The sequence below is a fragment of the Chromobacterium fluminis genome (genome assembly GCF_011602385.1).
GTDB lineage: Bacteria > Pseudomonadota > Gammaproteobacteria > Burkholderiales > Chromobacteriaceae > Chromobacterium > Chromobacterium fluminis.
The window spans coordinates 156131-180361 of sequence record NZ_JAAOMA010000003.1; the positions used below are offsets into that span (position 1 = coordinate 156131).

Here is a 24231-nt window from a genome sequence, read left to right on the forward strand (position 1 = left end):
TCAGCCGGCGGCGAAGTCGGAGAGGGCGGCGCCGTCCATCCGGTAGCGTACCCATTCCGCCTGCGGCTTGGCGCCGATGGACAGGTAGAAATCGATGGCCGGCTGGTTCCAGTCCAGCACGCTCCATTCAAAGCGGCCACAGCCTTGCTCCACCGCCAGCTGGGCCAGGCGGCGCAGCATCAGCTTGCCGGCGCCGCCGCCGCGCTGCCGCGGCGAAATATACAGATCCTCCAGGTACAGCCCCTTCTTGGCTTGCCAGGTGGAGTAGCTGAAGAAGTAGACGGCGTAGCCGGCCGGCTCGCCGTCCACTTCGCAGATCAACGCCCGCGCCGGGCTGTCTGCGCCAAACAGACTGGCGACGATGCCGGCCTCGGTGGCGGCAACCTGATCGCCGGCGCGTTCGTAAACCGCCAGCTCCTTGATAAAGCGCAGGATCAGCGCGGCGTCTTGGGCTTGGGCGGGGCGGATATGGATGGACATGGACAGGGCCTGAATCGTAGTGAACGGATAAGCCGCTATACTACGGTCAAGACAAACTGCATGTGCTGCATTGTTTTCAATTTATGATGAATGTTTTGCATTCTGATCTGCGCCGTTTGGATCTCAACCTACTGCTGGTCTTCGACGCGCTGCTGCGCCAGCGCTCGGTCAGCGCCGCCGCCGACGAACTGGCGATGAGCCCGTCCGCGTTCAGCCACGCGCTGGCGCGGCTGCGAGCCGCCTTGGGCGACGATCTCTTCGTCCGCATCGGCAATGCGATGCAGCCCACGGCCTACGCCGAGCGGCTGGCCGGCGCGGTGAGCGCCGCGCTGGAAACGCTGTCGCAAGGGCTGGCTCAGGCCGGCGGCTTTCAGCCGGAACGCAGCGAGCGCGCCTTCGTGATGGCGGTAACCGACTACACCGCTTTCGCGGTGATGCCGCGCCTGCTGGCGGGTTTGCAGCGGGCCGCGCCGCGGCTGCGCTTCAAGCTGGTGCACTCTCGCGGCCGCGAGTCCGCCGAGGATCTGGCCGCCGGCCGCATCGACTTTGCCCTGGGCTATGTAGAAGACATCGCGGAACCCGCGGCCGGGATCGAAAGCTTCGATTGGCTGGAGGACCGCTACGTGGCCATCGTCAGCCGCGCCCACCCCGACATTCGCGGCAGTCTCAGCCTGGAGCAGTACCTGGCGGCGCGCCACGTGGTGGTGACGCCGTGGGGCGAAACCCGCGGCGGCATCGATCGGGCGCTGGAGCGGCGGGGCCTGCGCCGCGACGTGGCGCTGCAACTGCCGTCGGTGCTGGCCGCGCCCTTCATCATCGCGGAGTCCGACTGGGTCATGACCCTGCCGCGGCTGGCGGCTGAGGCCTTGAGTCAGGCCGCCCCTATCGCCGTCCACCCCGCGCCTTTCGATATCCCGTCCTACACCCTCAAGGTCTATAGCCACGCCCGGCACGGCCGCAGCGCCGCCCATGATTGGCTGCGCGCGCAGTTGCGAGCCTGCGCCCCCTTGCTCTAGGACTAGCCTATCCTCGCCGCCTTGATATCGGTCATAGCCTTTCCCATGAGCGAAAAGCCCCTGGGCGCAATGACAGGCTCGGCGTCGTTTGAGTCCGCAATGCGCTTATCATGTGGCTTCAACCATGCGCGGCCAAGACGGGCCATCGTCCGGGGCGGCTGCGACAGGAGAAGCCGATGCAAGCAGAATGGAGCGGCCTGGACCGCTATTACACCGCGGCGCTGCAGGTAGAGGACAGCGCCTTGAACGGCGCCTTGGCGGCCAACGCCGCCGCCGGCCTGCCGGCGCAGGACGTGTCGCCGCTGCAAGGGCGCTTTCTGCACATCCTGGCGCGCTTGATGCAGGCGCGGCGGGTGTTGGAGATTGGCACCCTGGGCGGCTACAGCACCATCTGGCTGGCGCGTGCGTTGTCGCCCGGCGGCCTGGTGGTGACCTTGGAAGCCAATCCGGCGCACGCGGACACGGCGCGGGCCAATCTGGCCGCCGCCGGCGTGGCCGACAGGGTGGAGCTGCGGGAAGGACCGGCGCTGGACAGCCTGCCGCTGCTGGCTGGCGGCGAACCCTTCGACCTGATCTTCATCGACGCCGACAAGCCCAATAATCCGGCTTATCTGGAATGGGCCTTGAAGCTGGCGCGGCCCGGCGGCGCCATCGTCGGCGACAATGTCGCGCGCGGCGGCGCGGTGGCCAATGTGGTCAGCCAGGATCCCAGCGTGTGCGGCGTGCGCCGTTTTCTGGAAGACATGGGGGCCGAGCCGCGGCTGACCGCCACCGCGCTGCAAACTGTGGGCGTCAAGGGTTGGGACGGGTTTTCCATCGCCATCGTCAATGAAACGGCCTGAGCGCCGGCTCGCGGGAAGGCAAACCGGCGCCCGCGCTCAAGAGCCGGCGGAATCCAGCGCCGGGTCCGTGGCCGTCTGCTCCGCTTGCGCCTGGCCGGCGCCGCGCAGGAACAGCGCCACCACCAGCGCGCTGAGCACGGTGAGGCCGGACAGCACCGTCAGCAGCCGTTGGAAGGCGGCTGCGTAAGCCTGGGACAGCGCCTCCGGCGCGAGGCCGGGCAAGAACTCGCCGACGGCGGCCAGCTTGCCCAGCGCCCCCTGGCTGGCGGCCGCGGCCAACGCCTGGGGCGCCGCCGCGGACAAGGGGGCGAGGCGTTGTTGCAGCAGGGCCGCCAGCAGCGCGCCCACCAAGGCCAGCGCAATGCCTTCGCCCGCCACCCGCGTGGTGCTGAATATGCCGGCGGCCATGCCGGCGCGCTCCTTGGGCACCACGCTGACCGCCAGGCCATCCATCAGGCCCCAGGGCAGGCTGATGCCCACGCCTATCAGCAGCAAGGGCCACAAGGTCTGTTGCAGCGCGGACAGCTGCGGATAGCGGCTAAGCCACCACAGCCCCAGCGCGCACAGCAGCAGGCCGCCGGCGGACAGAACCGCGGCGGACAGCCAGCGCGTCAGCCAGGCCGCGCACAGCGGCAGCGCCAGCATGGGTGCGGACAAGGCCAGCATCACCCGGCCGGCCTCCGCCTCGCTGACGCCTTCCGCCCCCACCAGGCGCAGCGGCAGCAGCACCAGCAAGACCACGAAGGCGTAAGCCGGTGCGGCGGCCAGACATTGCACGCCGACAAAGCGTGGATAGCGGAACAGGCTCAGGTCCAGCATGGGACGCGCCGCGCGGCGCTCCAGCGCCACGAACAGCCAGAACGCGGCTACGGCCCCCAAGAGCAGGGCAATCACCCGCGGGCTGCCCCAGCCCAGCTCCGGCGCCGCCAGCGCGCCGTAAGTCAGCAGGCTCAGCGCCAGCGTGAAGCTGAGCGCGCCCGGCCAATCCAGGCCGGCGGCCTGAGGGTCGCGCGATTCGCGCATGCAATAGACGGCCAGGCCCAAGGCGAGCAGGCCCACCAAGCCGGCCAGCGCGAAGATGGAACGCCAACCCAGCGCCTGAATCAGATAGCCGCACAGCAAGGGGCCAAAAGCCAGGCCGATGCCGAAGGTGGTGCCTATCAGGCTGAAGGCCCGCGTGCGCGCCGCGCCGGTGAAGCTTTGCGCCAGCGCCGCCAGTCCGCTGGCGAAGGACAGCGCCGCGCCCAGGCCCTGGACCGCGCGCCATATATCCAGCCATAGCAGGCTGCCCACCAGGAACAAGCCCAGCGAGGACAGCGAGAACAAACCGACGCCAAGCAGAAACACCCGTTTGCGGCCGTATTGATCGGCCAGCGCGCCGGCCGCCATCAGGCAGCCGCCGAAAGTGAGCATGAAAGCGTTGGTGACCCAGGTCAGGGCCAGCGCGTCGCCGCCCAGCTCGCGGCCTATCGCGGTCAAGGCCAGCGCCGGGCCGGTGAAGCTGAGCGGCGTGGTCAGCGCGGCCAGGCAGACCGCGGCCAGGGTCAGTAAAGGAGCGCGTTGGGAGGGCGCCGGTTTGGAGGGATGCATGATTTCGCCTTTCAAAGAGTGGGACAAGCGCCCGCGCGGCGCGGCGGGCGAATGCGGATGGTCATTGGGCGAACACATGATAATTTGACGGCAATTGACGAAAAACAGGCGCTGTGTCCAAATTAAGCGGACAAAAAATCCTTAATAAGGACGTAGGCATGGATAGTTTGAGCAGTTTGGCCGCTTTTGTACGCGCCGCGGAGGCGCAAAGCTTTGTCGGCGCCGGCCGCGCGCTGGGCGTGTCCTCGTCCGCCGTGGGCAAGAGCGTGGCGCGGCTGGAAGAAAAACTGGGCGTGCGGCTGTTCCAGCGCAGCACCCGTCATGTGCGGCTGACGGCGGAGGGCGAATTGTTCTACGAACGCTGCCGCCGCATCCTGGACGATATCGACGACGCCGAGGCCGAACTGGCGCAGAGCCGCGCCGCGCCGCGCGGCAAGCTGCGGGTCAGCCTGCCAGTGGTGGGTTATCGCATGCTGCTGCCCATCCTGCCGGACTTCATGCAGCGTTACCCGGAAGTGGAGCTGGACCTGGATTTTTCCGACCGCATGGTGGACGTGATAGAAGAGGGCCTGGACGCGGTGGTGCGCAGCGGGCCATTGGCGGATTCCCGGCTGATGGCGCGGCCCTTGGGGCCGTTCCGTCTGCTGGTGGTGGGCTCGCCGGGCTATCTGCGCGAGCGCGGCACGCCGCAAAGCCCGGAGGACCTGGCCCATCACGCCTGCCTGCGCTATCGCTTCCCCAGCACCGGCAAGCTGCAGACCTGGGCGCTGGACGGCGCGCCGGCCGGCCAGGACTGGCCGCCCAGCAGCGCCTTGAGTTGCAACAATATCGAGGCGCTGATCTGCGCCGCCAGCCAGAATCAGGGCCTGGCGTACTTGCCGGACTTCATCGTGCGTGACGCGCTGGCCGCCGGCAGGCTGCAAATCGTGCTGGAGCCCTATCTGGGCCAGACCGGCATGTTCCATGTGCTGTGGCCATCCAGCCGCCAGTTGTCGCCCAAGCTGCGCGTCTTCGTGGACTTCCTATGCCAGCGCATGTTCGCGCCGGCGGGCGGGGCTGGGTAAGCGCCGCCTACGCGCCGCGCTGACGGCGGAAAGCCCACCAGGCGGCCAAGAGGCTGAAGCCGGCCACCAGTAGCACCAGCACCCAAAAGCCGTGCGGATGATTGGCCAGCGGCACGCCGCCCACGTTCATGCCGAAGAAACCGGCGACGATATTGATGGGCAGCGCCAGCACCGTCACCAGGGTCAGCGTGAACAGGGTGCGGTTGCTCTGTTCGTTCAGGCGCGCCGCCAGTTCTTCCTGCAAAAGCTTGATCCGTTCCACCAAGGCGGCCAGATCGTTCAGCGTCAGAGCAAACTCCTCGGAGGACTGACGCAGCGCCTGCGCGTCGGCCGCGTCCAGCCAGGCCGGCGGCCGGTTCAGCAGGCGGAACAGCGCGCTGGGCTCCGGCGCCAGCAAGCGCTGCAGGCGCACCAGGGAACGCCGCATCGCCGCCAGCTGCGCGCGCTGATCGTCCAGCCTTTGCGCCAGCAGCCGGTCTTCCAGCACATCCACCTGCGCGCCGCTGGCGCGCACAATGCCGGCCAGCGCGTCCGCCTGGTTCTGCAGCAAATGCACCAGCAAGGCCGCCGGCGAGCGGAAGGCCGCGCCGCCGCGCACCGTCGCGCGCAGCCGGTCCACCGAGTGCAGCGGCTTGACGCGCGCGGTGATCAGCACCCGCGGCTGAGCATGCGCCCACAGGGTGGCGATGTCCGACGAGGCCAGGCCAAAGCTGAAGGCCACGTCGTTGATCACCGCCAGTAAGGCCTGATCCAGCAATTCGATGCGGGTGGAATTGGAGCCTCCGCGCAAGGCCTCGAAAAAATCCTCCTGCAAGGGCAAGGCCGCGCGCAGCCAGCGCTCGCTGGCGGCATTGGCCAGATTGAAATGCAGCCATAGAAAGGCGTCGCCGTCCGGCGGCGCGCGCAGCCAGGCTTGCGCCTGAGCGGAATCGATCTCTTCGCCGGCGCAATCCGGATGAAAACGAAAGCCGCAGATCAGCCCGGCCTGGTCCGAGCCGTATTGCTGCTGGGTAATGACGTGGTTCATGGCGCGCGGCCGACATGGTGGAATACAGCTCAGCTTAGGCGCGGCGGATGACGAAATGGTGACGATGAGATGAAGGGGAGGAGGCTGAAGTTTTTGGGGGGCGCGCTTTTGTTTTCTTATAGCGGGAAATGGTGCCGCTGATTTTGCTCAGCTTGGTGACGGTGAGAATTGACGCATGCAATAAGGCTTTTCTATTTTTATGGCTTCATTGAGGCGTCACGAGAGTATGGATCGTCTGGCGCAACTTGGCATTGCTCGTCCACATTGGCTGGCCAGGCAGGAATATGGCTGGTACGCATGGCAAACCATCGGCCGGGATAGCAGATTAAATAAATCAGCAAAAAGGCCAACCTCATTGACCACGGCATAGCGTTTACATAAAAGTCGGTGCGCTGCAGGCCAAACCAGAATGGTTCTCTCTGGTCTGCAATCGGCAGGCAAGCCTTAATTTCCTGGATGACGCTGGTCGGGCCTTCTTCCATATAGCGACGGATGAACTCCCAATGCTGTTTCAGCAGCTCCCGGTCTTTCGTCCCCACCGCCAACTCTGAGAAGGCGAAAGTGGCGGACACCTTGCCTTCCGCATCCAGCTTGTGGCCCTGAATCTCCCAGGTATTGCTTTTGCCTAGGCCCAAGCAAAAAAAGCTGTGGTCCCAGTCAAACTCCACGATCTTTCCCCCAGGCTGAAACGCGAATATTTTTCTGGATTTCCTGTTTAGACGGATCGGGTAGTGAGTCAGCGCGAAGGCCTCTTTTCTTAACAGCCAGATCAAGGCGCTACCTATCAAGCCGGGGCCAAACAGCAGCAGTAACACCGCTTGGGTCCAGGCTTGTTGCTGGGAATAATAGGGACTGGGATTGGCGCCGCTGGCAATCATGATGAAATCCAGCGCGATAGTGGCGCAGCCTATGGGAACAATGTAGAAGATGGCCAGCAGCACGCTGCTCATCACGCCCTTCCAGCGGAAATACTTGTCCACCAGCTCTAGATAAGTGCAGTTGATCTTGATCACGGCCAACTGATAAGCCAGCGGCAAATCCAGCTTTTGGTGAATATCCAGACCGTGCTCTTGCTCCAACCGGGTCAAGGGACGGTTGATGGCGTATTTTATATATAGACCAGTGTATTCCATGTGGACGGCTTGTGTTTTTAATCCGGGTTGCTGGAGGCATCCTTGAAGTAGGGATCATTCGGCTCGACGGGACATTGCTCTTCAATCTCTCGTGGCCATTGCGGGATTTTGCTGTAATGCATGACTAGCATGCGGCCGGGGTAGTCCATCAGGTAATACATAATCATGAAAGGGCTGAATGAAGACCCGAGGGAAAAAGCCAGTCGATGATAGCTGAAAGCCAGTGTTTCTTTCTGGTTCTTGATAGGCAAGCAGCCAGTAATGATGTCAATCACGCTAGTAGGGCCTTCTTCCATATAGCGGCGTACAAATTCCCAATAGCCTTTCACTGCTTCTTTTTCTAGAAGTCCATGAGCTAGGGCCGGCAGGGCAAAAGTCTCCAGCACGGTTTCTCCATCATCAGCAAGAATATGGCCTTGGATCTCCCAGTAATTGCTAGTGACCCGAGCTTGGGTGAAGTATACTTCATCCCAGTTTGCAGTTAGGATACTGCCGTCTAAGCGGAAGGCATGAATTTTCCGAGTTTTCCTGTTAAATTTTATTGGGTAGTGAGTGAGTTTTATTTCTTTGCGGATTGAGTTTGAAAACAGCCAAATTAAAGGGCTTGACCCAATGCATATGAACGCAAGCATTAGCCAAGCTTCGAGTTCCTCTGCTCTCTCAAATATTACTATTTTTAGGATAGAGGCTATCATGATTGTAATGGCAGATAGAAGCAAAATACATACTGTGGTCAATCCGCCTTTCCAAAAGAAAAATTTGTCAACAAGCTCTAGGTAGCTTGAGTTGATTTCTATAACGGTCAACTCATGGGCAATTTTTATATTGAGCCTCTTGTCTTGGCGTAGCTGATTTTCCCTATCCTGCGAGGAGAGAGGTCGATTAACTTTGTATTTTTTCAGTAACCCAGTATATTCCATTTAATGAAGATCTCAACTTTACTTCGGGTTGCTGGAGGCATCCTTGAAGTAAGGGTCATTCGGCTCGACGGGACATTGCTCTTCGATTTCTCGCGGCCATTGTGGGATTTTACTGTAATGCATGGCTAGCATGCGGCCGGGGTAGTCCATGAGGTAATACATAATCATAAAAGGACTGAACCCCGACCCGAGGGAAAAAGCTAGGCGATGATAACTGAAGGCCAGCGTTTCTTTCTGATTCTTGATAGGCAAGTAACCGGTAATGATGTCAATCACGCTAGCAGGGCCTTCTTCCATATAGCGGCGTACAAATTCCCAATATCCTTTTCCCGCCTCTTTTTCTAGACGACCATGAGCTAGGGCCGGCAGGGCAAAAGTCTCCAGCACGGTTTCTCCATCATCAGCAAGAATATGGCCTTGAATCTCCCAGTAATTGTTGGTGACGGGAGTCTGAGTAAAAAATACTTGATCCCAATCTGCAGTTAGGATGCTGCCATCCAAACGGAAAGCATGAATTTTTCTTGTTTTACGGTTGAACCGTATCGGGTAGTGGGTAAGTTTAATTTCTTTGCGGATTGACTTTGAAAAAATCCAGATTAATGGGCTGAATGCTGTGTAAGCAAATAGAAGTGCAAGCCAGGCGTCAATTTCATTGACTCTTTCGAGTATAACGAGCTTCGAAAAGGCTGTTAGAATAATGGAAATGGCTATTAGTAAAAGGGCGCAGGCTGTGGTGAGTCCACCCTTCCAGAAAAAGGACTTGTCAACTACTTCTAGATGGCTTGAGTTGATCTATATGACGGTTAACTCGTGGCCAATTTTTATGTTGAGTCTCTTCTCTTGATGTAGTTGATTTTCCCTATCTAGAGAGGAAAGCGGTCGATTGACTTTGTGTTTTTGCAGTAGCCCCGTGTATTCCATGTAATGAAATTTTCTAATTTACTTAGGGTTGCTGGTAGCATCTCTAAAGTAAGGATCATTAGGCTGAATTGGGCTTTGTTCTTCAATTTCTTTTGGCCAGTGCGGGATTTTACTATAACGCATGGCAAGCCAACGCCCTGGAATTGTAATAATGATATATACCAAAGTGGTCAACAGTCCAAGGCCATTGTTTCCAAAGGTAAAAATAAACCCATTAACCATCCAGGTAAAATCATGCTTTTGCGGAGGAATGGGAAGGATTGCCTTAATTTCGTTAACCACACTTTGCGGACCTTCCTCCATGTATCGGCGTAGAAATTCCCAGTAGTGGTAGCATGCCTTTCTGCCTTCTTCTCCTACTTCTAAGCTACAAAATGAAAAGGTTTCTATAATGGTAATGTTGTCGGGCTTTAGTATGTGTCCTTGAATTTCCCAATGATTTCCTGTTACTTTTGACAGTGTAAAAAAAATAGCATTCCAATCGGCGGACAGAGTGCTGCCATTCTGGCGAAATACATGAATTTTATTGTTATTTCTGTCAAGGCGAATAGGGTAGTGGGTGTAATTAATTTCTTTGCGAATTGATTTGAAAAGCAGCCAAATAAGAGGCGAAGTTATTGCCATTCCAAATAGTAGTAATGCCCAAGCCTCAGGTTCGTCTGGGCAAGTAAATATGGCGCCGTGAGCTGTGATCAGTAATAATGTAAAAATGCCTAGCAAAAGCAGGGTGCAGATGGTGGTTATTCCTCCTTTCCATTTGAAAAATTTGTCGATAACTTCCATGTGGTTGGAGTTGAATTTGATTACACTTAATTCGTAGCTTAAAGAAATGTCAAGACGGGTTTTTTGATGTATTTGATATGTGTGATCACTTTTGCTGAGAGGTCTGTTTATTGAGTAGCTGCGTAATAGTCCAGTGTATTCCATCGTGCTCACCTCGGTAAGTTTATATTCATCGGGTTGAGCCGGTCTCAAAAATTCATTATTTAACTATTTCATTTGTTAATAAGCTGATGCTCTCTAATAAATTAAGACTTCATTTTTATTTTGGATTGCTCGAGGCATCCTTGAAGTAAGGGTCATTCGGATTGACGGAACATTGCTCTTCGATTTCTCGCGGCCATTGAGGGATTTTGCTGTAATGCATCGCAGGAATGCGACCAGGGTAATACATGATGTAATACAGTAGCATTAGTGGGTTAATGGCTGAGCCCAAAGAGAAAGCAACGCGATGATAGCAGAATGCCAGGGTTTCTTTTTTCTGCTTGATAGGTAAGTAGCCGGTAATAACATCAATGACGCTTGCCGGTCCTTCTTCCATGTAGCGACGGATGAACTCCCAATATCCTTTGAAATCTTCTTTGGCTTTAGGTCCTGCAGCTAGAATGGGTAGAGCAAAGGTTTCTAATACGGTTTCTCTATCCTCAGCCAAAATATGGCCTTGAAATTCCCAGAATTTGCTTGTGACAAGAGACTGAGTGAAGAATACTTGGTCCCAGTTTGCGGTTAGGACGCTTCCATCTAGCCGGAATACATGGATTTTGCGGGTGTTTCGATTGAACCTTATCGGATAATGTGTGAGATTTATTTCCTTGTGGATGGATCTTGTAAAAAGCCAAATGAGAGGGCTGAATACTGCGCAGGCAAATAAAAGTGCAAGCCATGCCTCAATTTCGTTAGACCTTTCAATTATGATAAGTCTTAAAAAAGCAATTAGTATGACAAAGATTCCTACGAGTAAAAGGGAGCATGCGGTTGTTAATCCTCCTTTCCAGAAGAAGAATTTGTCAACTACTTCTAGGTAGGTTGAGTTGATTTCTATAACAGTTAGCTCATGACTGATTTTTATGTTTAGTTTTGTGTCTTGATGTAGTTGATTTTCTTTCTCTTGCTGGGTAAGTTTTCTATTTACTTTATAATTTTTCAGTAGGCCAGTGTATTCCATGTCAACCCTTGAGTGCTAATTCGAGCTGCTTTTGTTCTAGCTCTGGGGATGTGTAAGTTTTCTTGCCCCAGAACCCATTTTGTAGCCATTCTTGCAGTTTGTTGTCTTTGAATAGTTCAATAAGTAGAGTGATGCCTAGTAGTGCAATAATTGCTATCCAACCAAGGAGAGGAATTGCACCAGTAAATGCTAGAAAGCCAATGTAAAATCCAATTGCAGCCGAGCTTAAATATAACCCCATCATGCCATATTGTCTTTTTTGGAATGAGTCGTAGGCTTTTTTGCCATCAAATCCAGCCATAATTAATGCCCCGATAAGGCCTGCCCCTCTTCCTATATTCTTTAGCCAGTTAGCGATTACAGAAAAACCTTGCCCAAATCTGGAGACTCTTAGAGCCATCTTTTCTAGACCTTGACTAGTAAGGTCACCTATGGTGCCCCATAAAGCCAAGGTGCCCGCTACTAAACGACTGATGGGCTCGTACTCTTCATGGCTCATCGCTGAGGCATTGTCTTCGGCCAGCTTTTTTAAGGCTGCTTGCTGCCATAGAGCCGCCAGCAAGCCTCCGATAAAGGGGAGGTGGCCTTTTAGCACGGCTTCTGGTTTAAGCAGCGACTGGCGCCAAGACCCAAAAACCAAGTTATCGATCTGGTCCGCGGTACGGATGGATTTGGCTAGCCAGCTGGCCTGCTGAGCCGGAGAGAGGTTAGCCGGCATGCCCTTGATGTGGGCGGGGTCCACCACCACGATGAATTGCTTGGTTTCCATGCCCTCCAGCTTGATGCCGGCTACTTGCAAAGTGCGTAGCTCGGCTTTTATTGCACGTTTGATCTCGGGTGGTCGCATGGACTGCCCGCTCAGCTTCATTACTTCCTTGATCAATTGGGAGATGAAGGCTTTTTTCTTGCCGCTGACTTCGACCCGGATAAAGACTTGGCCGCTATATTTGGCCAGCGCCGCCCAGATCGGCAGCCCAACGCCGTCCACTGCCTTGGTAAATGCCCGTACCAGTGCGCCATTGATAGCAACCAGATAGGGGCTGAGAGCATGGGCCTGCATTTCGGTCAGAATCTTGTTGGCCGTGGTGGTGTGAAAGCCGATCAAGGCATCGCCTGGGAAGCTGCGATGGTCAAGCGCGTTGCCGCCGAGCAGTTTGTTGACTTGCTCTTTGAGAGTGGCTTGATTGAACACGACGGCATTGAGCAAATAATTGTCGGCGGTGAACTTGAGCATTATTTGATCGGCAATGTGTTCCTGGCATTCCTTTTTATCCTGCACACCTTTGACCACCAGATGGGCAGTGCGGATGTAGACGTCACCACTGTCCATGTTTTTCGGGTCGAAATTGCACTCAAAATATTTCTTGATTCCCGCTGTGTCCATCCAGCTGACATGGGCCTTGGCCAAAGGGGCGATGGTTTGCTGGTGGAATACTTGGCTCTCGGCTTCAAAGCCCTTGTACCAGGCATCCATCGCGTCTTCGTTGAATTGATCGTGGTAGCGCTTCCAGGCATGGGTCTGCGCCGTTTTGATTTGTTGCGGCGTTACGGTTCTGATCTGTTCATCCAGCTCGTCCTGTTTTTTTCGCAGCGAGGGGAAAAGCCCGCTCAAGCCGCCGTATTCCATTAGCTGCTGATCGGCCAGCTCATCCGCGGCTTTTTGTTCTGCTTTCAAGGCCTGGGCATGGACTTCATTCTTGATCTGGCGAATGGCGGAGGCGGCCATCAGCGGGTGTTTGCGTGAGGGGGCGTTGGCAAAGGCGTGGGCATGCACATCCATCAAGCTGGACAGCTCCGAGGCGATGCCGACAGGGTCTGTCAATGCAACCGCGAAGCCTTTGCCCGGCATGAGTTGTTCGCACTGTGCCAGCAGCATGGCGGTTTGTTTTTTGCGCGAGTCCAGCTGATGGGGCGAGAAGGACAGCGCCTTTTTAAGCGCAGCGTCATCCATAGCGTACTCGGCCACTTTTGCGCCTACATTCTTGATGGGAAAGCAGTGCTTGCCGTCCGTGCCAGCGGTGTAGGCGTTGACGTCGACGCAGCGCATATGTTGTTTGCGGTAGTCGGCGGATTCGTGGCGTTTGCGGACCTCGTCGGTCCATTGCGCGTCGGAGAAACCCAGCCATACCTTGGTGGCGCGCTTGGCGTCTGGAATAGTGATGCAGCTGGCGAGGGCGCGATGGCTGGGGTCGCAGCAATTGAAGGCTTTGCTGGGGACTGGGGTGGGCTGGCCTTTGACCGGGAAGATTTTGCAGAAATAGCCGTCTGCGGTGACGAAGTAGTCGTCCCAGCGTTTGCGGGCCTCGTCGTACACATACAGGTAGCCCGAGCGCAGCAGACGCAGCGTGTATTGGCCGGAGACCGCGGGGAGGGCGATTGATGGTGGAGAGGCCGGTTTCGGCGCTCCTGCATTGGGCATGGCTACGGCGTAGCGCAGCGGCAGAATGGGAACGCCGCGTTTCTCACAGTAATCACAGGATTTTTGCTGGGTGCATTCAGGCTTCGACATGGATCTTCTCTGTAGTTATCTGCGGGTTCTAGCTGGTGGCGAGGTCGCGGCGTATGGTCTGCCACTGGGTGTCGTCCAGTGCGGCCAGCACGTCCACGATGGTGGCGTCGGCGCGTTCCGTTTCGCTTTCCTGGTAAAAGCCGGCTAGAGCGCTGCGCGCGATCGGATGTTCGTCAAAACCCCAGCCATATTCAGCGCCTAGTTGGGCGTAGGCGACTTGGTCTTCAATCCGGCCTAGTCCGTGGACGGTTTGCGCCTTTAGCGTTAGTTGGTCTAGCAAGCCGCTCTTTTCCAGGATGGCCGGAAGTTCCAGCCAGCCGCTGCGCAGCAACGCTCTATTAATGGCCCCTACGCGTTGCATTGCTTGCCAGCGTTGCTCTGTATCGCGCTCTCCCGGCAAGCCCGCGGCGCTGGGTCGGGTTTCCACCCATGCGCCATATAGGCTGACGCTCCAGCAGCTTATTGGGCCGAAGAGCCGGTTCCAGGCTTTGTCGCCCAGTACGCGGGGGAGTTGCACCCAGACCCGGCTGTCGAAGACGCGCAGCCAGGCAGTTTGCAAGTGGTAGCGGTAAACCTGGACATCGCACAAGTGGCGCAGCAGGGCTGTTGGAGACGACTGGCTTTGCAGCAAGGCGGAAACCGGGCTAGCTTCGCCATCTAGATGCGCCTGGGCCAGCAGGGCGTGTAGTTGGTCGCCTTGCTCCGGCTTTAGCGCCGAGATATCCAGCAGGGCGGGCATTAAGCCCTCATTATCGGCAAAACGTTTGGGCGCAAGCCGGGTGCTGGGCCAGTCGCTGGGTAGCTGTTCGAGTTGCTCGGCTTCCACCACGGCGTAGCGATGTCGGTTTAGCCAGTTTCGGCTCAAGCCGTCTTCCGGGAGTACGCTCCAGCCCAATAGCGGGGCTGATAAAGATTGAGGGGCAGGCATCCAGGCGTCTCCGTTCATAGCATCACCACGGCATCGCCGCCGGATGCCGCGGCGCTGGCGCGCATGGCGCAACTCTTCACTTTGAGTTCCGGCAAGGGCGCGTTCAGGCTGGTGGGGCCGCTGAGGTTATGGCTGGCGCCTTTCACCGTCACGGTGCCGGGGCAGTGCACTTCAATATCGCCGCCCTTGAGCCGGATGTAGCCGCCGCCGGCGGTGACCAGGATTTCCTCCTTGGCGGTGATGACGATGCGTTCCTTGCAGGAGGTGATGGTGACGTCCTTGTCCGCGGTCACTTCGATAGTGTCGCTTTGCGCCTGCATCTGGATCTTGCCCTTGGCGGCAATCAGCTTCAGCGCGATCTTGTCTTGCAGGCCGGTGACAAACAGGCTGATTTTGTCGCCGACGTTGTGAACCCAGCGTCGGCCGGAGGTTTGGTTGGTGTCCCGCTGCGCCACCAGGTCCAGATTGGTTTCCGCGGCCAGGGTGTGGCTCTGTTGACTCAGGCTGGCGATGCCGGCCGGCGCGGACAGGATGAGCAAGGGCTGGCGGCCGGAGATGTCCTTGCCGGTTTTACCTTCTTTGTCGGTATTGGTTTCCGCCTCCCAGGCTTTCAGCGCCGCTTGCTGGTGCTGCAGGTGGCCGATCAGCTGCTTGCCTTCCCGCTTATTGTCGTCGCCTATGCCTTCCGGCCCGGTTTCCATGGTATCGGCTTGTTGGCCGTTGGCGGTGTCGCCCAGGCTTTGACTTAGGCTGAGTGCTGCATCGAGCTGGCTTTGCGCCTGTTCACGCGCCAGTTGTTTGCCGGACGTGCCGTTCTGCGCTTCGGTGCTCAGCAGCAGGCCGTGGCCGGCGCGGATGGCGCCGTGGTTGTCGGTTCTGAGTTCGAAGCCGTCGCCGCGCGGCTCGGCCTTGCCATTGCTGCGCGGGTGGGTGAGGAAGCCTTGGTTAAGCTGGGTTTTGCCGGGTTCGCTTGATAGCTTGGCGCGGACTTCGCCGGGGGTGTCGTCGAACAGCAGTTCGTTGTACTGGCCGCCCTGGTGTTCCTTGGATTTGATGCCGGACAGGGTTTTGTTGGCCGGCAAGGCGCCCGCGCCGCTGAAATCCGGCGGGGGGTGGCTGCCGTTGTAGAGCACGCCGGTGATCACCGGGCGGTCGATATCGCCTTCGATGAAGTCGACCAACACTTCCTGGCCGATGCGCGGGATGAATTGGTGGCCCCAGCCGGCGCCGGCGCTGGGCATCACCACCCGCAGCCAGCAGGAGGATTTGTCGTCGAGGTTAGCGCCTATGCTCGGGTGTTCTTCCGGCCGCTGCCAGTGGAATTGCACCTTGATGCGGCCGTGCTGGTCGGTGTGGACTTCTTCGCCCTGGGGGCCGACCACGGTGGCGGTCTGTACGCCGCGAGACTTGGGTTTGGCCCGTTCGGTATGAGCGTAGGCCGGGGTCAGCGGCACGCCGCGGCGTTGGGCGTCGAAGTCGGCGCGGAAGGGTTGCGCGTCCTCCGCTTTTGCCAGCGCTTTGAGGTCGGCCGGCAGGTTGTTGCGCGCGCTTAAAGCTTGGCGGGTGACGACGAATTCGCGCTGTTCGCTGCTGTCGCCCTCGTGGGCCGGGTGGTCGTCCAGGCGAAACCACTGGCCGGCGGCCAGGCCGCGCACGGAGCCGCCGCCGCTGAATTGTTTGGCGTTCAGGTCATGCGCTTGCTGGCGCAATTGGGCGTAGTGGCTGAACTGGTCGGCGTCGCCGGCGTAGTACAGCGATTGCGGGTCGTAGTCGTGCAGGGAGGATTGCAGCGCCTTGCCGTTCTGGCCCTGGTCGATGCGGCTGTCGTCGCCGCTGTGCTGGGTCTGCACCGGCTGGTAGTCGAAGCTGGCCAAAGCCACCGCGCCGGGGACGATCTGGCGTTGGGCGTTCCACTCGGTCAGGCCGTCTTCGGCCTCGGTGGCGTCGCTACGGTGGAAACGCACGCGCTCAACGGTTGCCGGCGGCAGGCTGTAGGGGTCGTCGAAGGCGACCAACCGCACTTGTGGTACCTCGCCGTCCAGATGGTCGAAACGCCAGGCGTAGCCCTCTTCGTGCAGCAGGCGCACGATGAAGTCGTAATCGCTCTCGCGGTATTGCAGACAGTAGCTGCGCGGTGAGGCAGGCCCGGTCTTGAAGTCCAGCGTCTGCACCCGCGCGAACACCGGGTTGGCCTGCTGATGCTCGGCCAGAATCTGCTTGACGATGTCCGGCACCGACAGGTCCTGAAACACCCGCGAGCTGACGCGATGACGCAGCAAGGCGAACGGTGGCTCGATGGTCAGCTGGTAGCGGCTGAAACCGCCGTCCGAGCCCAGGCTTTCCACCTTGGACACCACGCCGCAGCGCAGGCTCTCCGCGCCGGCGGCGTCGAGGATACCGATACGGGCGGGCAGGCCGAGCAGGGTCTTGAGTTCGATCGCGCCGTCCGGAGATAAACACACCAGCTGGTAGGCGTAGGGCCGGGACACGCCTTCCTCGCCGGCCAAGCTCAAGGGCAGCAGTTGCTCGGCCGCCACGCTGCCGTCGCCCAGGCTGAGGGTGAGCAGGCGTTGGTCTTGGTTGAAGGCGGAGGCGAAGCTGGCGAGCAGGGTGCTTAAGTCCATGGGTTCAGGGCTCTATCTGGCGAAGGTTTGCGAGCAAGCGTTCAGGCGCCGTAGCGGCGGCATCGTGGCTTGCGCGATAGCTGTTGATAGTGTTGTTAAAAAGCGAGCTTATTCTATGTGTTTTTGCTGGCCTGCACAAAGGCTTTGATGCCAAAGGGATTTGGTTTTAATTGGAACAGTTGCAGGGCTGTCTATACGTATCCGATTATGAGCCGGTTCTATATAGGGTTTGCCGCGGATGGCGGCCCGGTGCGACAATTCACGTCTGAAAAGGCTGGCGTGTTGCTTTACAATGCCAAGCCTGTGCTTTTAACCCTGCTTGCGAGCGGGTTTTTTTATTGGGAGACGTCTGAGCCATGACTTGGCAGGATTTCAAGACGCAATACCTGGTGCGCTTCTGGGCGCCGGTGCCGGCGGTGATCGCCGCTGGGGTGTTGTCCGCTTATTATTTCGGCATTACCGGCACCTTCTGGGCGGTGACAGGGGAGTTCACGCGTTGGGGCGGCCACGCCTTGCAGCTGTTTGGCTTTCATCCGGAAACCTGGGGTTATTTCAAGGTGATCCACCTGGAAGGCACGCCGCTGGACCGCGTGGACGGCATGATGATCATCGGCATGTTCGCAGGCTGTTTGTCCGCGGCCTTGTGGGCCAACAACGTCAAGCTGCGCATGCCGCATCATCGCGTCCGCATCGCGCAGGCTGTGTTGGGCGGTTTGATCGCCGGCTTTGGCGCGCGGCTGGCCATGGGCTGCAATCTGGCGGCCTTCTTTACCGGCATTCCGCAGTTTTCCCTGCATGCCTGGTTGTTTGCGCTGGCCACGGCGGCCGGGTCCTGGTTTGGCGCGCGCGTGACCATGCTGCCGGTATTCCGCATTCCGGTGAAGCTGCAGAAGGTGAACGCGCCGCAGCCCTTGCAGCAGCGCGAGGATCAGGCGCGGCGTCGCTTCCGCCTGGGCATGCTGATTTTCGTTGCCTTCACGCTGTGGGCGCTGGCCCGCACCTTCTCCATGCCCAAGCTGGGGCTGGCGGCCTTGTTCGGCTTGGCTTTCGGCCTGATCATCGAGCGCGCGCAGGTGTGCTTTACCTCGGCCTTTCGCGATCTGTGGCTGACCGGCCGCACCCAGATGGCCAAGGCCATCATCGCCGGCATGGCGGTGAGCGTGATCGGCGTGTACAGCTATGTGCAGCTGGGCGTGCCGCCCAAGATTCTGTGGGCCGGCCCCAATGCGGTGATAGGCGGGGTCTTGTTCGGCTTCGGCATCGTGCTGGCCGGCGGCTGCGAAACCGGCTGGATGTATCGCGCGGTGGAGGGCCAGGTGCATTACTGGTGGGTGGGGTTGGGCAATATCGTCGGCGCCACCTTGCTGGCGGCATGGTGGGACGATATCGCGCCGGCGGTGGCGACTGATTACGCCAAGGTGAACCTGCTGGCGGTGTTTGGCCCGCAAGGCGGCCTGGTGTTGACTTACGGAATGTTGGCGCTGGCGATGCTGGCGGTGATGTGGTGGGAAAAGCGCTTCTTCGCCAATAAGGCGCAGGCGGCTAGATTCAGCAAGGAGGCGGCATGAGCAAGCAGAGTTATACCCCGAATTACCGTTTGGACATGATGGGCGAGCCTTGCCCGTACCCTGCGGTGGCCACGCTGGAGGCGATGCCGCAGCTGCAGCCGGGAGAGATTCTGGAAGTGGTGACCGATTGTCCGCAGTCCATCAACAACATCCCGCTGGATGCCAAGAATCATGGCTACACCGTGCTGGAAATCCAGCAGGACGGTCCGACGATACGCTATCTGATCCAGCGTTGAGCTTGTGTAAATAGTGCCATTCCGCCGTGGGGGCGGAACCGGGCGGCCTGTCGTTCACTCACTTATCAAGTGTTTTGGCGGCAGGCCGTTGTCGTATGCGGCCGGCCTTGGTTTCCCTTCATTGAATAGAGGTGTTGCCATGTACTCATTCAGCCGCGGCGTTGCCGGCTTGGTCCTGTCCTGTATTCCCGTTGCGTCGGCGCTGGCCGGCACCGGTTCCGCCCATCTCAATTACCCCAATGTTTCCGCCGACATCCTGATGATGACGGTGAAGGTATTGAATACCCACCAGCACACGTATTACGAGACCCTGGGCTGGAACGGCGGCCGCGAGGCCGGCGGCTACACCGGCATTCAGAGCCACAACAACGGCGCGCCGGCCTATATCTTTTCGATCTGGGACCCGGTGTCGGTGCATGGCGTGCCCATTCGCGCGGTGTACGCCAAGCCCGGCGCCAAGGTGGAGCGCTTTGGGGGCGAGGGCGAGGGACTGAAGTATTTCGATCTGCAAACCAAGTGGACGCTGGGCCAGCCGGTGACGTCCCTGGTGCGCAACTGGCAGCAAAACGGCCACACTTACTTTGGCATGTGGACGCGGGACGCGACTACGCGGGTTTGGACCCACCACGCCACTTTTGATTTCCCGGTGGCCAATGTCGATTTCGCCGCCCAGTCCGCCAACAGCTTCATCGAGAACTGGAGCGGTCAGGCCAAAGAGGTGACCCGCACCGCCGAGTACTACGATGTCTGGGCGCGCGGCGCGCAGGGCTGGCAGGCGATTAACCGAGCCACGCCCACCGTCACGGAATTGACGCCGGCGCAGGCCAAGCAGCATGCGGTGTCCGCGCTGGGGCGCTTTGTGATGCAGCAGGGCGCGCAGCTGGCAGGGTTTCAATCGCCGCTGATTTCCACCGCCCGGCGTCCTGCCGCGCCGGAAGCGGAACCTGCCAAGATCGATCAACTGAACGCCGCATACGACGCCGCCGCGCGGACGGTGACGGTGAGTTGGCAAACCAGCCCTTATGGGGCGCCGCAGTTCAAATACCAGCTCAGCGTCGGAGACGCGGCCAGCGGCAAGACCTTGGCCCAAGGCGGCGAAATCTCCGGCGAGCGCCGCGCGGCCAGCTTGAAACTGCCGGCGGGAGCAACGACGCCGGCCAAGCTGCAGGTGAGCTTGACGCTGACCGACGTGTTGGACCGCAGCGACGCGCGCGCCGCCAAAGTCATAGACAGCAACGCCGTTGGGCCGCAGCTGGGCAAGTCTTACCGCTTGCAGTCCTTGAGCAGCGGCTTGTGGCTGACGGTCAAGGATAATAGCGCGGCCTCCGGAGCGGCGGTTGTTCAGCAAACGGCGACTGGTCAGAACCAGGTATGGCAGTTGGCAGCCAGCGGGGACGGCTATCAATTGACGGCCGCGCATTCCCGGCAATGCCTGGACGTGGAGGGCGGCTCCAAGCAGGATGGGGGCAAGTTGATTCAGTGGCCGTGCAGCGGTCAGGCCAATCAGCGTTTCAGCCTGAAGGCGGACGGCGCAGGAAGCTATAGCCTGGTGGGCGCGCAGGCCGGCAAATGCGTGGATGTGGCCAACAGCTCGGCCCAAGCTGGCCAGCAACTGATTCAATGGGCCTGTCACGGCGGCGCGAATCAGCGCTGGCGCTTGCTGGCCGCGGAGTGAGCGTAGCGCCCCCGCGTCGAAGGGCGAGGGGGCGCGTCTATCCGGGCCCTGTTCAAAGTCTCGCGAGCAAGGGCGAGACAAGATAATGATCCGTGGTTAGTTGGCGCGAGCGCCAGGTTTACCGGTCTTTCTGTCTGGAATGGCCACCGCGCCGCGCACTTCGAAACGGATTTTCTCCACCACCAGGCCTTTGGCGTCTCGCAGTTCCAGCACGTGGCGACCGGGCCAGGGGAACCAGGGCAGCTTGGTGCCGGCGCCCAGGCGTTTGCCGTTGAGCCACCATTGCGGGCGGGTCACGCCGCGCGCGCGCAGCAGCAGGCGTTGGTTGGCCGGCGGGATGTCCGGGTCCAGCGCGTAGACGCTGCCGTCCACCGGCGCGGCGATGCCCGGCGTCTGGCTGGTGGCGCCGCTGCGCTCAGGCACAATCAGCGCGCGTTCGGTGCCGGCCAGGAACCATTCGCGGCGGCTGGCCTCGACATCGCCCTCGTAGCGCACGTTCTGGCGCACCACGCCGGGCGGCGGAGCTGGCGGCAGGGAGGCCGGCGCGCCTTGCTGGGCGCGGTCCAGCACCGCCTGCCACACCGGTGCCGCGCCGTGCATGCCGGACACGTCCCACATCGGCTCGCCGGCGGCGTTGCCCACCCACACCGCCACGGTGCGCTGGCGGGAGAAGCCCACCGCCCAGTTGTCGCGCATATCCTTGCTGGTGCCGGTTTTGACAGCGCTCCAGTAACGGGTGGACAGCGCGCTTTCCAGGCCGAAAGTGCGCGCGCGGGCGGTGCGGTCGGACAGGATGTCGGCGATGATGAAGCTGCTGGCGGCGTCCAGCTGTCGCTGCGGCTTGGGCTTGGGGTCCGCCAACGTCCAGCGGGTCGGGCTGGCCAGGCCCTGGTTGGCCAGGGTGCGGTAGGCGTTGGCCAGCTCCAGCAGGCGGATGTCGGCGGCGCCCAGCGCCAGGCTGTAGCCGTAGTAGTCGCCGTCCTGTTGCAGGCTGCTCAGGCCCAGCCGGTACAGGCGGTCGCGCAGCGCGTTGGGGCCCACCATTTCGATGGCGCGCACCGCCGGCACATTGAGGGAGGAGGCCAGCGCGGTGCGCGCCGACACCAGGCCCTTGAAGTCCTTGGCGTAGTTTTGCGGCGCGTACAAGCCGGCGCCGGTTTGCAGGCTCAGCGGGCTGTCGTCCAGCAGGGAGGCGGCGCTCAGGTAGTGCCGCTCCAGCGCCAGCTGATAGAGGAAGGGCTTGAGCGTGGAGCCGGCCTGGCGCAACGAGGTGACGCCGTCCACTTCCGCGGCGTTTGACAGGCCGCGGCCGCTGGAGCCCACCCAGGCCAAGATGTCGCCGCTGGCGTTGTCCAGCACCACCAGCGCGCCGTCCTGCACATTGCGCTGCGCCAGCGCGGCCAGGTGGCGGCGCAACACCGACGCCGCGTAGCGCTGCAGGCCCATCTCTAGGGTGGAGCCGATGCGGCTGCCGGCTGCGAGCGGCTGGCGCAGCAGCAGCTTTTGGGCGAAGTGGGGCGCGTCCTGCTCGGCCAGCGGATTGGCGGCGCGGCTTTGTGCCAGCGCCTGGCGGGTGCGCACCGCCAGCGCCGCGCAGTTGGGCTGGCGGCGCATGTCTTGCAGGATGCGGCAGGCGCGGGCGGCCACTTTGTCCGGCGCGGCGTTGGGCGCGCGGATCAGCGCCACCGCGATAGCGGATTCTTCCAGATTGAGGCCGGCCGGCAGTTTGCCGAACAAGGTGGCGGACAGCGCGGACAGGCCTACCAGCTCGCCGCGGAAGCCCACCAGATTCAGATAGGCCTCCAGGATTTGCGCCTTGCTCCAATGCGTTTCCAGCCAAGCGGCGGACCAGCCCTGGCCCATCTTCTGCCACAGGCTGCGGCCGTTGCGGCCTACCTTGAGGTCGCTATCCAGCAGGCCGGCCAACTGCATGGTCAGCGTGGACGCGCCGCGGGTGCGGGTGTTCCACAGATTGCCCCAGGCCGCGGCGGCCACGCCGGACCAGTCCACGCCGCTGTGCTGATAAAAACGCCGGTCTTCCGACACCACCAGTGCGTGGCGGAAAGCCGGCGAGGTGTCCGCCAGGCCCACCCAGTCCAAGCGCCGGCCTTGCTTGTCCACCCGCAGCCGTTGCAGGGGCTGGCCGTTGCGGTCCAGCACCACGACATCCGATGGCCTCCACTCCGTTTTGACCTGCTGAAAACTGGGCTGGGCCAGCGCCGGCGCGGCGGCGGCGCTGAAAGCCAGCGCCGCCAGCCAGGTCCATTTCTTTAAAGAAGTGTGCACAAAAAGGCAGACATGGCGTGGATGTTTAGAGAATAGCAGGCGAATAGGGGGGAGGCGCATCATGTACGAAACCGTGTTTGTTGCTGAGCGAATAGCATGAAAGCGGGCTATGCGTCACATGCGAACTTTATAAGATAAATTTTGATTCTGATATTTTCTGGTTAAATATTATTAATTGCAACAAAATGCTTTGGTGGGCATTTGTCATAGGTGTTTTCACTAGGTTCTATTCTCTTGATCCTGTTGTATCAATAAATGACCTTGGGGTGAATTTGTTTCGCCTGGTTAAGATGGTTTACATACGGAGGAAGGAATGAGCAATATCATCAACATTGAAATGGTGTTCGATACGCAAACCATTCTCAAAAAATACCCTAATCCAAGCCAAAACTCTGGCCAGCCAACCGGCATCGCCCATCTGGACGTTTACATGGTAGCGGAGAGCCGTTTTGTCACAGGCGGACAAGCTTCCGCTGATTTGGCGGTGAAGGCTGAGGTTGACGATGTGATCAGGTGGCGCGCACTGTCTTTGTCTTCAAACGTCAGCCAAAGCGTTATCGCTTACAAAATTCAAAAATTCTCCGGCAGTCAGGTTACCAGCATCCCGGTTCCGACCGAGTCCAGACCTTGGGTGCCCATTCCCAATCAGAATGCGGACAAAGTGGTGGACCCGCTGAATTATACGGCGCAACAAATTCCAAACTATTATCTTGGGTGCAACGTAACTGATACGGGTACTGAAAACTATCAGGTTTGGTTCTATATCACCGAGCAAGTAAGCGGTAATCAAGTTAAGACTCTTGGTTATTTCTATTGGGATCCTGTTATTCAGGTTTCTTGAAATAGCGGAATTTCTTGAACCCGAAGTGCCGGCAGGCTGTTCAGTTTGCCGGCACTTTTACCTATTGTAAGGATGAATCATGAATCCTGTTATCGACTTGACCCTGGCTCTGCAACCGGACATGCCGCTAAACGTCTTGGGTCTGCAGGAAGATTCGCCCGTGGCAGCCGATGAAGGCGTGGTACGGGTTTTTTCCAGTCATACCCTCGTTGAGGAGCGTTTCCAGGATGGTCGGATCCTATTGTCTCTGCCCGATGCCAGGGTGGGAAATACGATACGCTGGTATGGCGTGAGCGCATCCCCCAGCCAGGGGGTGGACATCATCCCCTATGCCCTTGACCCTATCGGAGGACAAGCCGCTACCTCAATCGCTGCCCCATGCCTCTGCAAAAGATGGCAGTTGTTGCCCGAGCAGGATGCCGCCACTTCCGAAATCAATATGGCACGGCTCCATGCTGAAAAAGCATCGTCTTTTTACTGGAGTCATGATGTGACGGATTCTGGTCGAGAAGATTTCCGCATCACGCTTCACCTCTACGGCCGTCCCAAGTCTGACGGCTCCCATGAGGAAAGGCTAGGGACGCGCGTGCTCAGCGTGTCCATCGTCATTCCATAAGCGGCTGTTG

20 protein-coding genes are annotated in these 24231 nt (G+C 59.4%); 8 read left to right on the top strand and 12 right to left on the bottom strand.

The window, feature by feature from the left end; genetic code table 11:
- The gene (locus tag HA052_RS03580) at positions 1–480 is read right to left on the bottom strand and encodes a GNAT family N-acetyltransferase (RefSeq protein ID WP_166450795.1); all 480 of its coding nucleotides are present in this window, start codon (positions 478–480) and stop codon (positions 1–3) included.
- An 86-nt stretch (positions 481–566) separates the two neighbouring features.
- On the opposite strand from HA052_RS03580, the gene HA052_RS03585 reads away from it, so the two are divergent.
- Together HA052_RS03585 and HA052_RS03590 are read left to right on the top strand one after the other, a co-directional pair.
- Positions 567–1496 carry a LysR family transcriptional regulator gene (locus HA052_RS03585; RefSeq protein WP_166450796.1) on the top strand — a complete coding sequence of 310 codons (930 nt, stop codon included), beginning with the start codon at positions 567–569 and terminating at the stop codon, positions 1494–1496.
- 176 nt (positions 1497–1672) lie between these two features.
- On the top strand, positions 1673–2338 hold the full coding sequence (locus HA052_RS03590) for an O-methyltransferase (protein WP_166450797.1): 666 nt from the start codon (positions 1673–1675) through the stop codon (positions 2336–2338).
- A 36-nt stretch (positions 2339–2374) separates the two neighbouring features.
- Here HA052_RS03590 and HA052_RS03595 read toward each other — a convergent pair whose 3' ends face one another.
- On the bottom strand, positions 2375–3928 hold the full coding sequence (locus tag HA052_RS03595) for an MFS transporter (protein WP_166450798.1): 1554 nt from the start codon (positions 3926–3928) through the stop codon (positions 2375–2377).
- A 158-nt stretch (positions 3929–4086) separates the two neighbouring features.
- Between HA052_RS03595 and HA052_RS03600 the strand changes: the two genes are divergently transcribed.
- Positions 4087–4992, top strand: a complete 906-nt coding sequence (locus HA052_RS03600; protein WP_166450799.1) for a LysR family transcriptional regulator — start codon at positions 4087–4089, stop codon at positions 4990–4992.
- A 7-nt stretch (positions 4993–4999) separates the two neighbouring features.
- Here the strand turns inward: HA052_RS03600 and HA052_RS03605 are convergent, their stop codons facing one another.
- From HA052_RS03605 to HA052_RS03645, 9 genes are all read right to left on the bottom strand, one after another.
- On the bottom strand, positions 5000–6019 hold the full coding sequence (locus HA052_RS03605) for a transporter (protein WP_166450800.1): 1020 nt from the start codon (positions 6017–6019) through the stop codon (positions 5000–5002).
- A gap of 197 nt (positions 6020–6216) precedes the next feature.
- Positions 6217–7152 carry a DUF6708 domain-containing protein gene (locus HA052_RS03610; protein ID WP_166450801.1) on the bottom strand — a complete coding sequence of 312 codons (936 nt, stop codon included), beginning with the start codon at positions 7150–7152 and terminating at the stop codon, positions 6217–6219.
- A 17-nt stretch (positions 7153–7169) separates the two neighbouring features.
- Positions 7170–8072: a DUF6708 domain-containing protein gene (locus HA052_RS03615; protein ID WP_166450802.1), complete on the bottom strand. Its 903-nt coding sequence runs from the start codon at positions 8070–8072 to the stop codon at positions 7170–7172.
- Between the two features lie 18 nt (positions 8073–8090).
- Positions 8091–8864, bottom strand: a complete 774-nt coding sequence (locus tag HA052_RS28120) for a DUF6708 domain-containing protein (RefSeq protein ID WP_346774540.1) — start codon at positions 8862–8864, stop codon at positions 8091–8093.
- A gap of 147 nt (positions 8865–9011) precedes the next feature.
- On the bottom strand, positions 9012–9920 hold the full coding sequence (locus HA052_RS03625) for a DUF6708 domain-containing protein (RefSeq protein WP_166450804.1): 909 nt from the start codon (positions 9918–9920) through the stop codon (positions 9012–9014).
- Between the two features lie 115 nt (positions 9921–10035).
- On the bottom strand, positions 10036–10938 hold the full coding sequence (locus HA052_RS03630; protein WP_166450805.1) for a DUF6708 domain-containing protein: 903 nt from the start codon (positions 10936–10938) through the stop codon (positions 10036–10038).
- Position 10939: 1 nt separating this feature from the next.
- Complete coding sequence (locus HA052_RS03635; protein WP_166450806.1) at positions 10940–13447, bottom strand: T6SS effector BTH_I2691 family protein; 2508 nt, start codon at positions 13445–13447, stop codon at positions 10940–10942.
- Between the two features lie 28 nt (positions 13448–13475).
- Positions 13476–14375 carry a hypothetical protein gene (locus HA052_RS03640; protein WP_166450807.1) on the bottom strand — a complete coding sequence of 300 codons (900 nt, stop codon included), beginning with the start codon at positions 14373–14375 and terminating at the stop codon, positions 13476–13478.
- Between the two features lie 14 nt (positions 14376–14389).
- Positions 14390–16999: a type VI secretion system Vgr family protein gene (locus tag HA052_RS03645; protein WP_166450808.1), complete on the bottom strand. Its 2610-nt coding sequence runs from the start codon at positions 16997–16999 to the stop codon at positions 14390–14392.
- 356 nt (positions 17000–17355) lie between these two features.
- On the opposite strand from HA052_RS03645, the gene yedE reads away from it, so the two are divergent.
- The 3 genes from yedE to HA052_RS03660 all read left to right on the top strand — a co-directional run bounded on the left by yedE (position 17356) and on the right by HA052_RS03660 (position 20478).
- On the top strand, positions 17356–18567 hold the full coding sequence (gene yedE, locus HA052_RS03650; protein WP_166450809.1) for a selenium metabolism membrane protein YedE/FdhT: 1212 nt from the start codon (positions 17356–17358) through the stop codon (positions 18565–18567).
- Positions 18564–18803, top strand: a complete 240-nt coding sequence (yedF, locus tag HA052_RS03655; RefSeq protein ID WP_019100738.1) for a sulfurtransferase-like selenium metabolism protein YedF — start codon at positions 18564–18566, stop codon at positions 18801–18803. The genes yedE and yedF overlap by 4 nt, the downstream gene beginning before the upstream one ends.
- A gap of 139 nt (positions 18804–18942) precedes the next feature.
- Positions 18943–20478 (top strand): DUF3472 domain-containing protein, encoded by a 1536-nt coding sequence (locus tag HA052_RS03660; RefSeq protein WP_166450810.1) that lies wholly within the window; start codon positions 18943–18945, stop codon positions 20476–20478.
- Between the two features lie 96 nt (positions 20479–20574).
- Here HA052_RS03660 and pbpC read toward each other — a convergent pair whose 3' ends face one another.
- On the bottom strand, positions 20575–22764 hold the full coding sequence (pbpC, locus tag HA052_RS03665; protein WP_346774539.1) for a penicillin-binding protein 1C: 2190 nt from the start codon (positions 22762–22764) through the stop codon (positions 20575–20577).
- Between the two features lie 313 nt (positions 22765–23077).
- On the opposite strand from pbpC, the gene HA052_RS03670 reads away from it, so the two are divergent.
- Positions 23078–23605 carry an inclusion body family protein gene (locus HA052_RS03670; RefSeq protein ID WP_166450811.1) on the top strand — a complete coding sequence of 176 codons (528 nt, stop codon included), beginning with the start codon at positions 23078–23080 and terminating at the stop codon, positions 23603–23605.
- 79 nt (positions 23606–23684) lie between these two features.
- Positions 23685–24221 carry an AidA/PixA family protein gene (locus tag HA052_RS03675; protein WP_166450812.1) on the top strand — a complete coding sequence of 179 codons (537 nt, stop codon included), beginning with the start codon at positions 23685–23687 and terminating at the stop codon, positions 24219–24221.
- The last annotated feature ends 10 nt before the right edge of the window (positions 24222–24231 follow it).

Excerpts from the sequence above, each read along its gene's own strand:
- HA052_RS03580 (WP_166450795.1), bottom strand. The coding sequence starts at position 480 with ATGTCCATCCATATCCGCCCCGCCCAAGCCCAAGACGCCGCGCTGATC.
- HA052_RS03585 (WP_166450796.1), top strand. The coding sequence starts at position 567 with ATGAATGTTTTGCATTCTGATCTGCGCCGTTTGGATCTCAACCTACTG.
- HA052_RS03590 (WP_166450797.1), top strand. The coding sequence starts at position 1,673 with ATGCAAGCAGAATGGAGCGGCCTGGACCGCTATTACACCGCGGCGCTG.
- HA052_RS03595 (WP_166450798.1), bottom strand. The coding sequence starts at position 3,928 with ATGCATCCCTCCAAACCGGCGCCCTCCCAACGCGCTCCTTTACTGACC.
- HA052_RS03600 (WP_166450799.1), top strand. The coding sequence starts at position 4,087 with ATGGATAGTTTGAGCAGTTTGGCCGCTTTTGTACGCGCCGCGGAGGCG.
- HA052_RS03605 (WP_166450800.1), bottom strand. The coding sequence starts at position 6,019 with ATGAACCACGTCATTACCCAGCAGCAATACGGCTCGGACCAGGCCGGG.
- HA052_RS03610 (WP_166450801.1), bottom strand. The coding sequence starts at position 7,152 with ATGGAATACACTGGTCTATATATAAAATACGCCATCAACCGTCCCTTG.
- HA052_RS03615 (WP_166450802.1), bottom strand. The coding sequence starts at position 8,072 with ATGGAATATACTGGGTTACTGAAAAAATACAAAGTTAATCGACCTCTC.
- HA052_RS03625 (WP_166450804.1), bottom strand. The coding sequence starts at position 9,920 with ATGGAATACACTGGACTATTACGCAGCTACTCAATAAACAGACCTCTC.
- HA052_RS03630 (WP_166450805.1), bottom strand. The coding sequence starts at position 10,938 with ATGGAATACACTGGCCTACTGAAAAATTATAAAGTAAATAGAAAACTT.
- HA052_RS03635 (WP_166450806.1), bottom strand. The coding sequence starts at position 13,447 with ATGTCGAAGCCTGAATGCACCCAGCAAAAATCCTGTGATTACTGTGAG.
- HA052_RS03640 (WP_166450807.1), bottom strand. The coding sequence starts at position 14,375 with ATGCCTGCCCCTCAATCTTTATCAGCCCCGCTATTGGGCTGGAGCGTA.
- HA052_RS03645 (WP_166450808.1), bottom strand. The coding sequence starts at position 16,999 with ATGGACTTAAGCACCCTGCTCGCCAGCTTCGCCTCCGCCTTCAACCAA.
- yedE (WP_166450809.1), top strand. The coding sequence starts at position 17,356 with ATGACTTGGCAGGATTTCAAGACGCAATACCTGGTGCGCTTCTGGGCG.
- yedF (WP_019100738.1), top strand. The coding sequence starts at position 18,564 with ATGAGCAAGCAGAGTTATACCCCGAATTACCGTTTGGACATGATGGGC.
- HA052_RS03660 (WP_166450810.1), top strand. The coding sequence starts at position 18,943 with ATGTACTCATTCAGCCGCGGCGTTGCCGGCTTGGTCCTGTCCTGTATT.
- HA052_RS03670 (WP_166450811.1), top strand. The coding sequence starts at position 23,078 with ATGAGCAATATCATCAACATTGAAATGGTGTTCGATACGCAAACCATT.
- HA052_RS03675 (WP_166450812.1), top strand. The coding sequence starts at position 23,685 with ATGAATCCTGTTATCGACTTGACCCTGGCTCTGCAACCGGACATGCCG.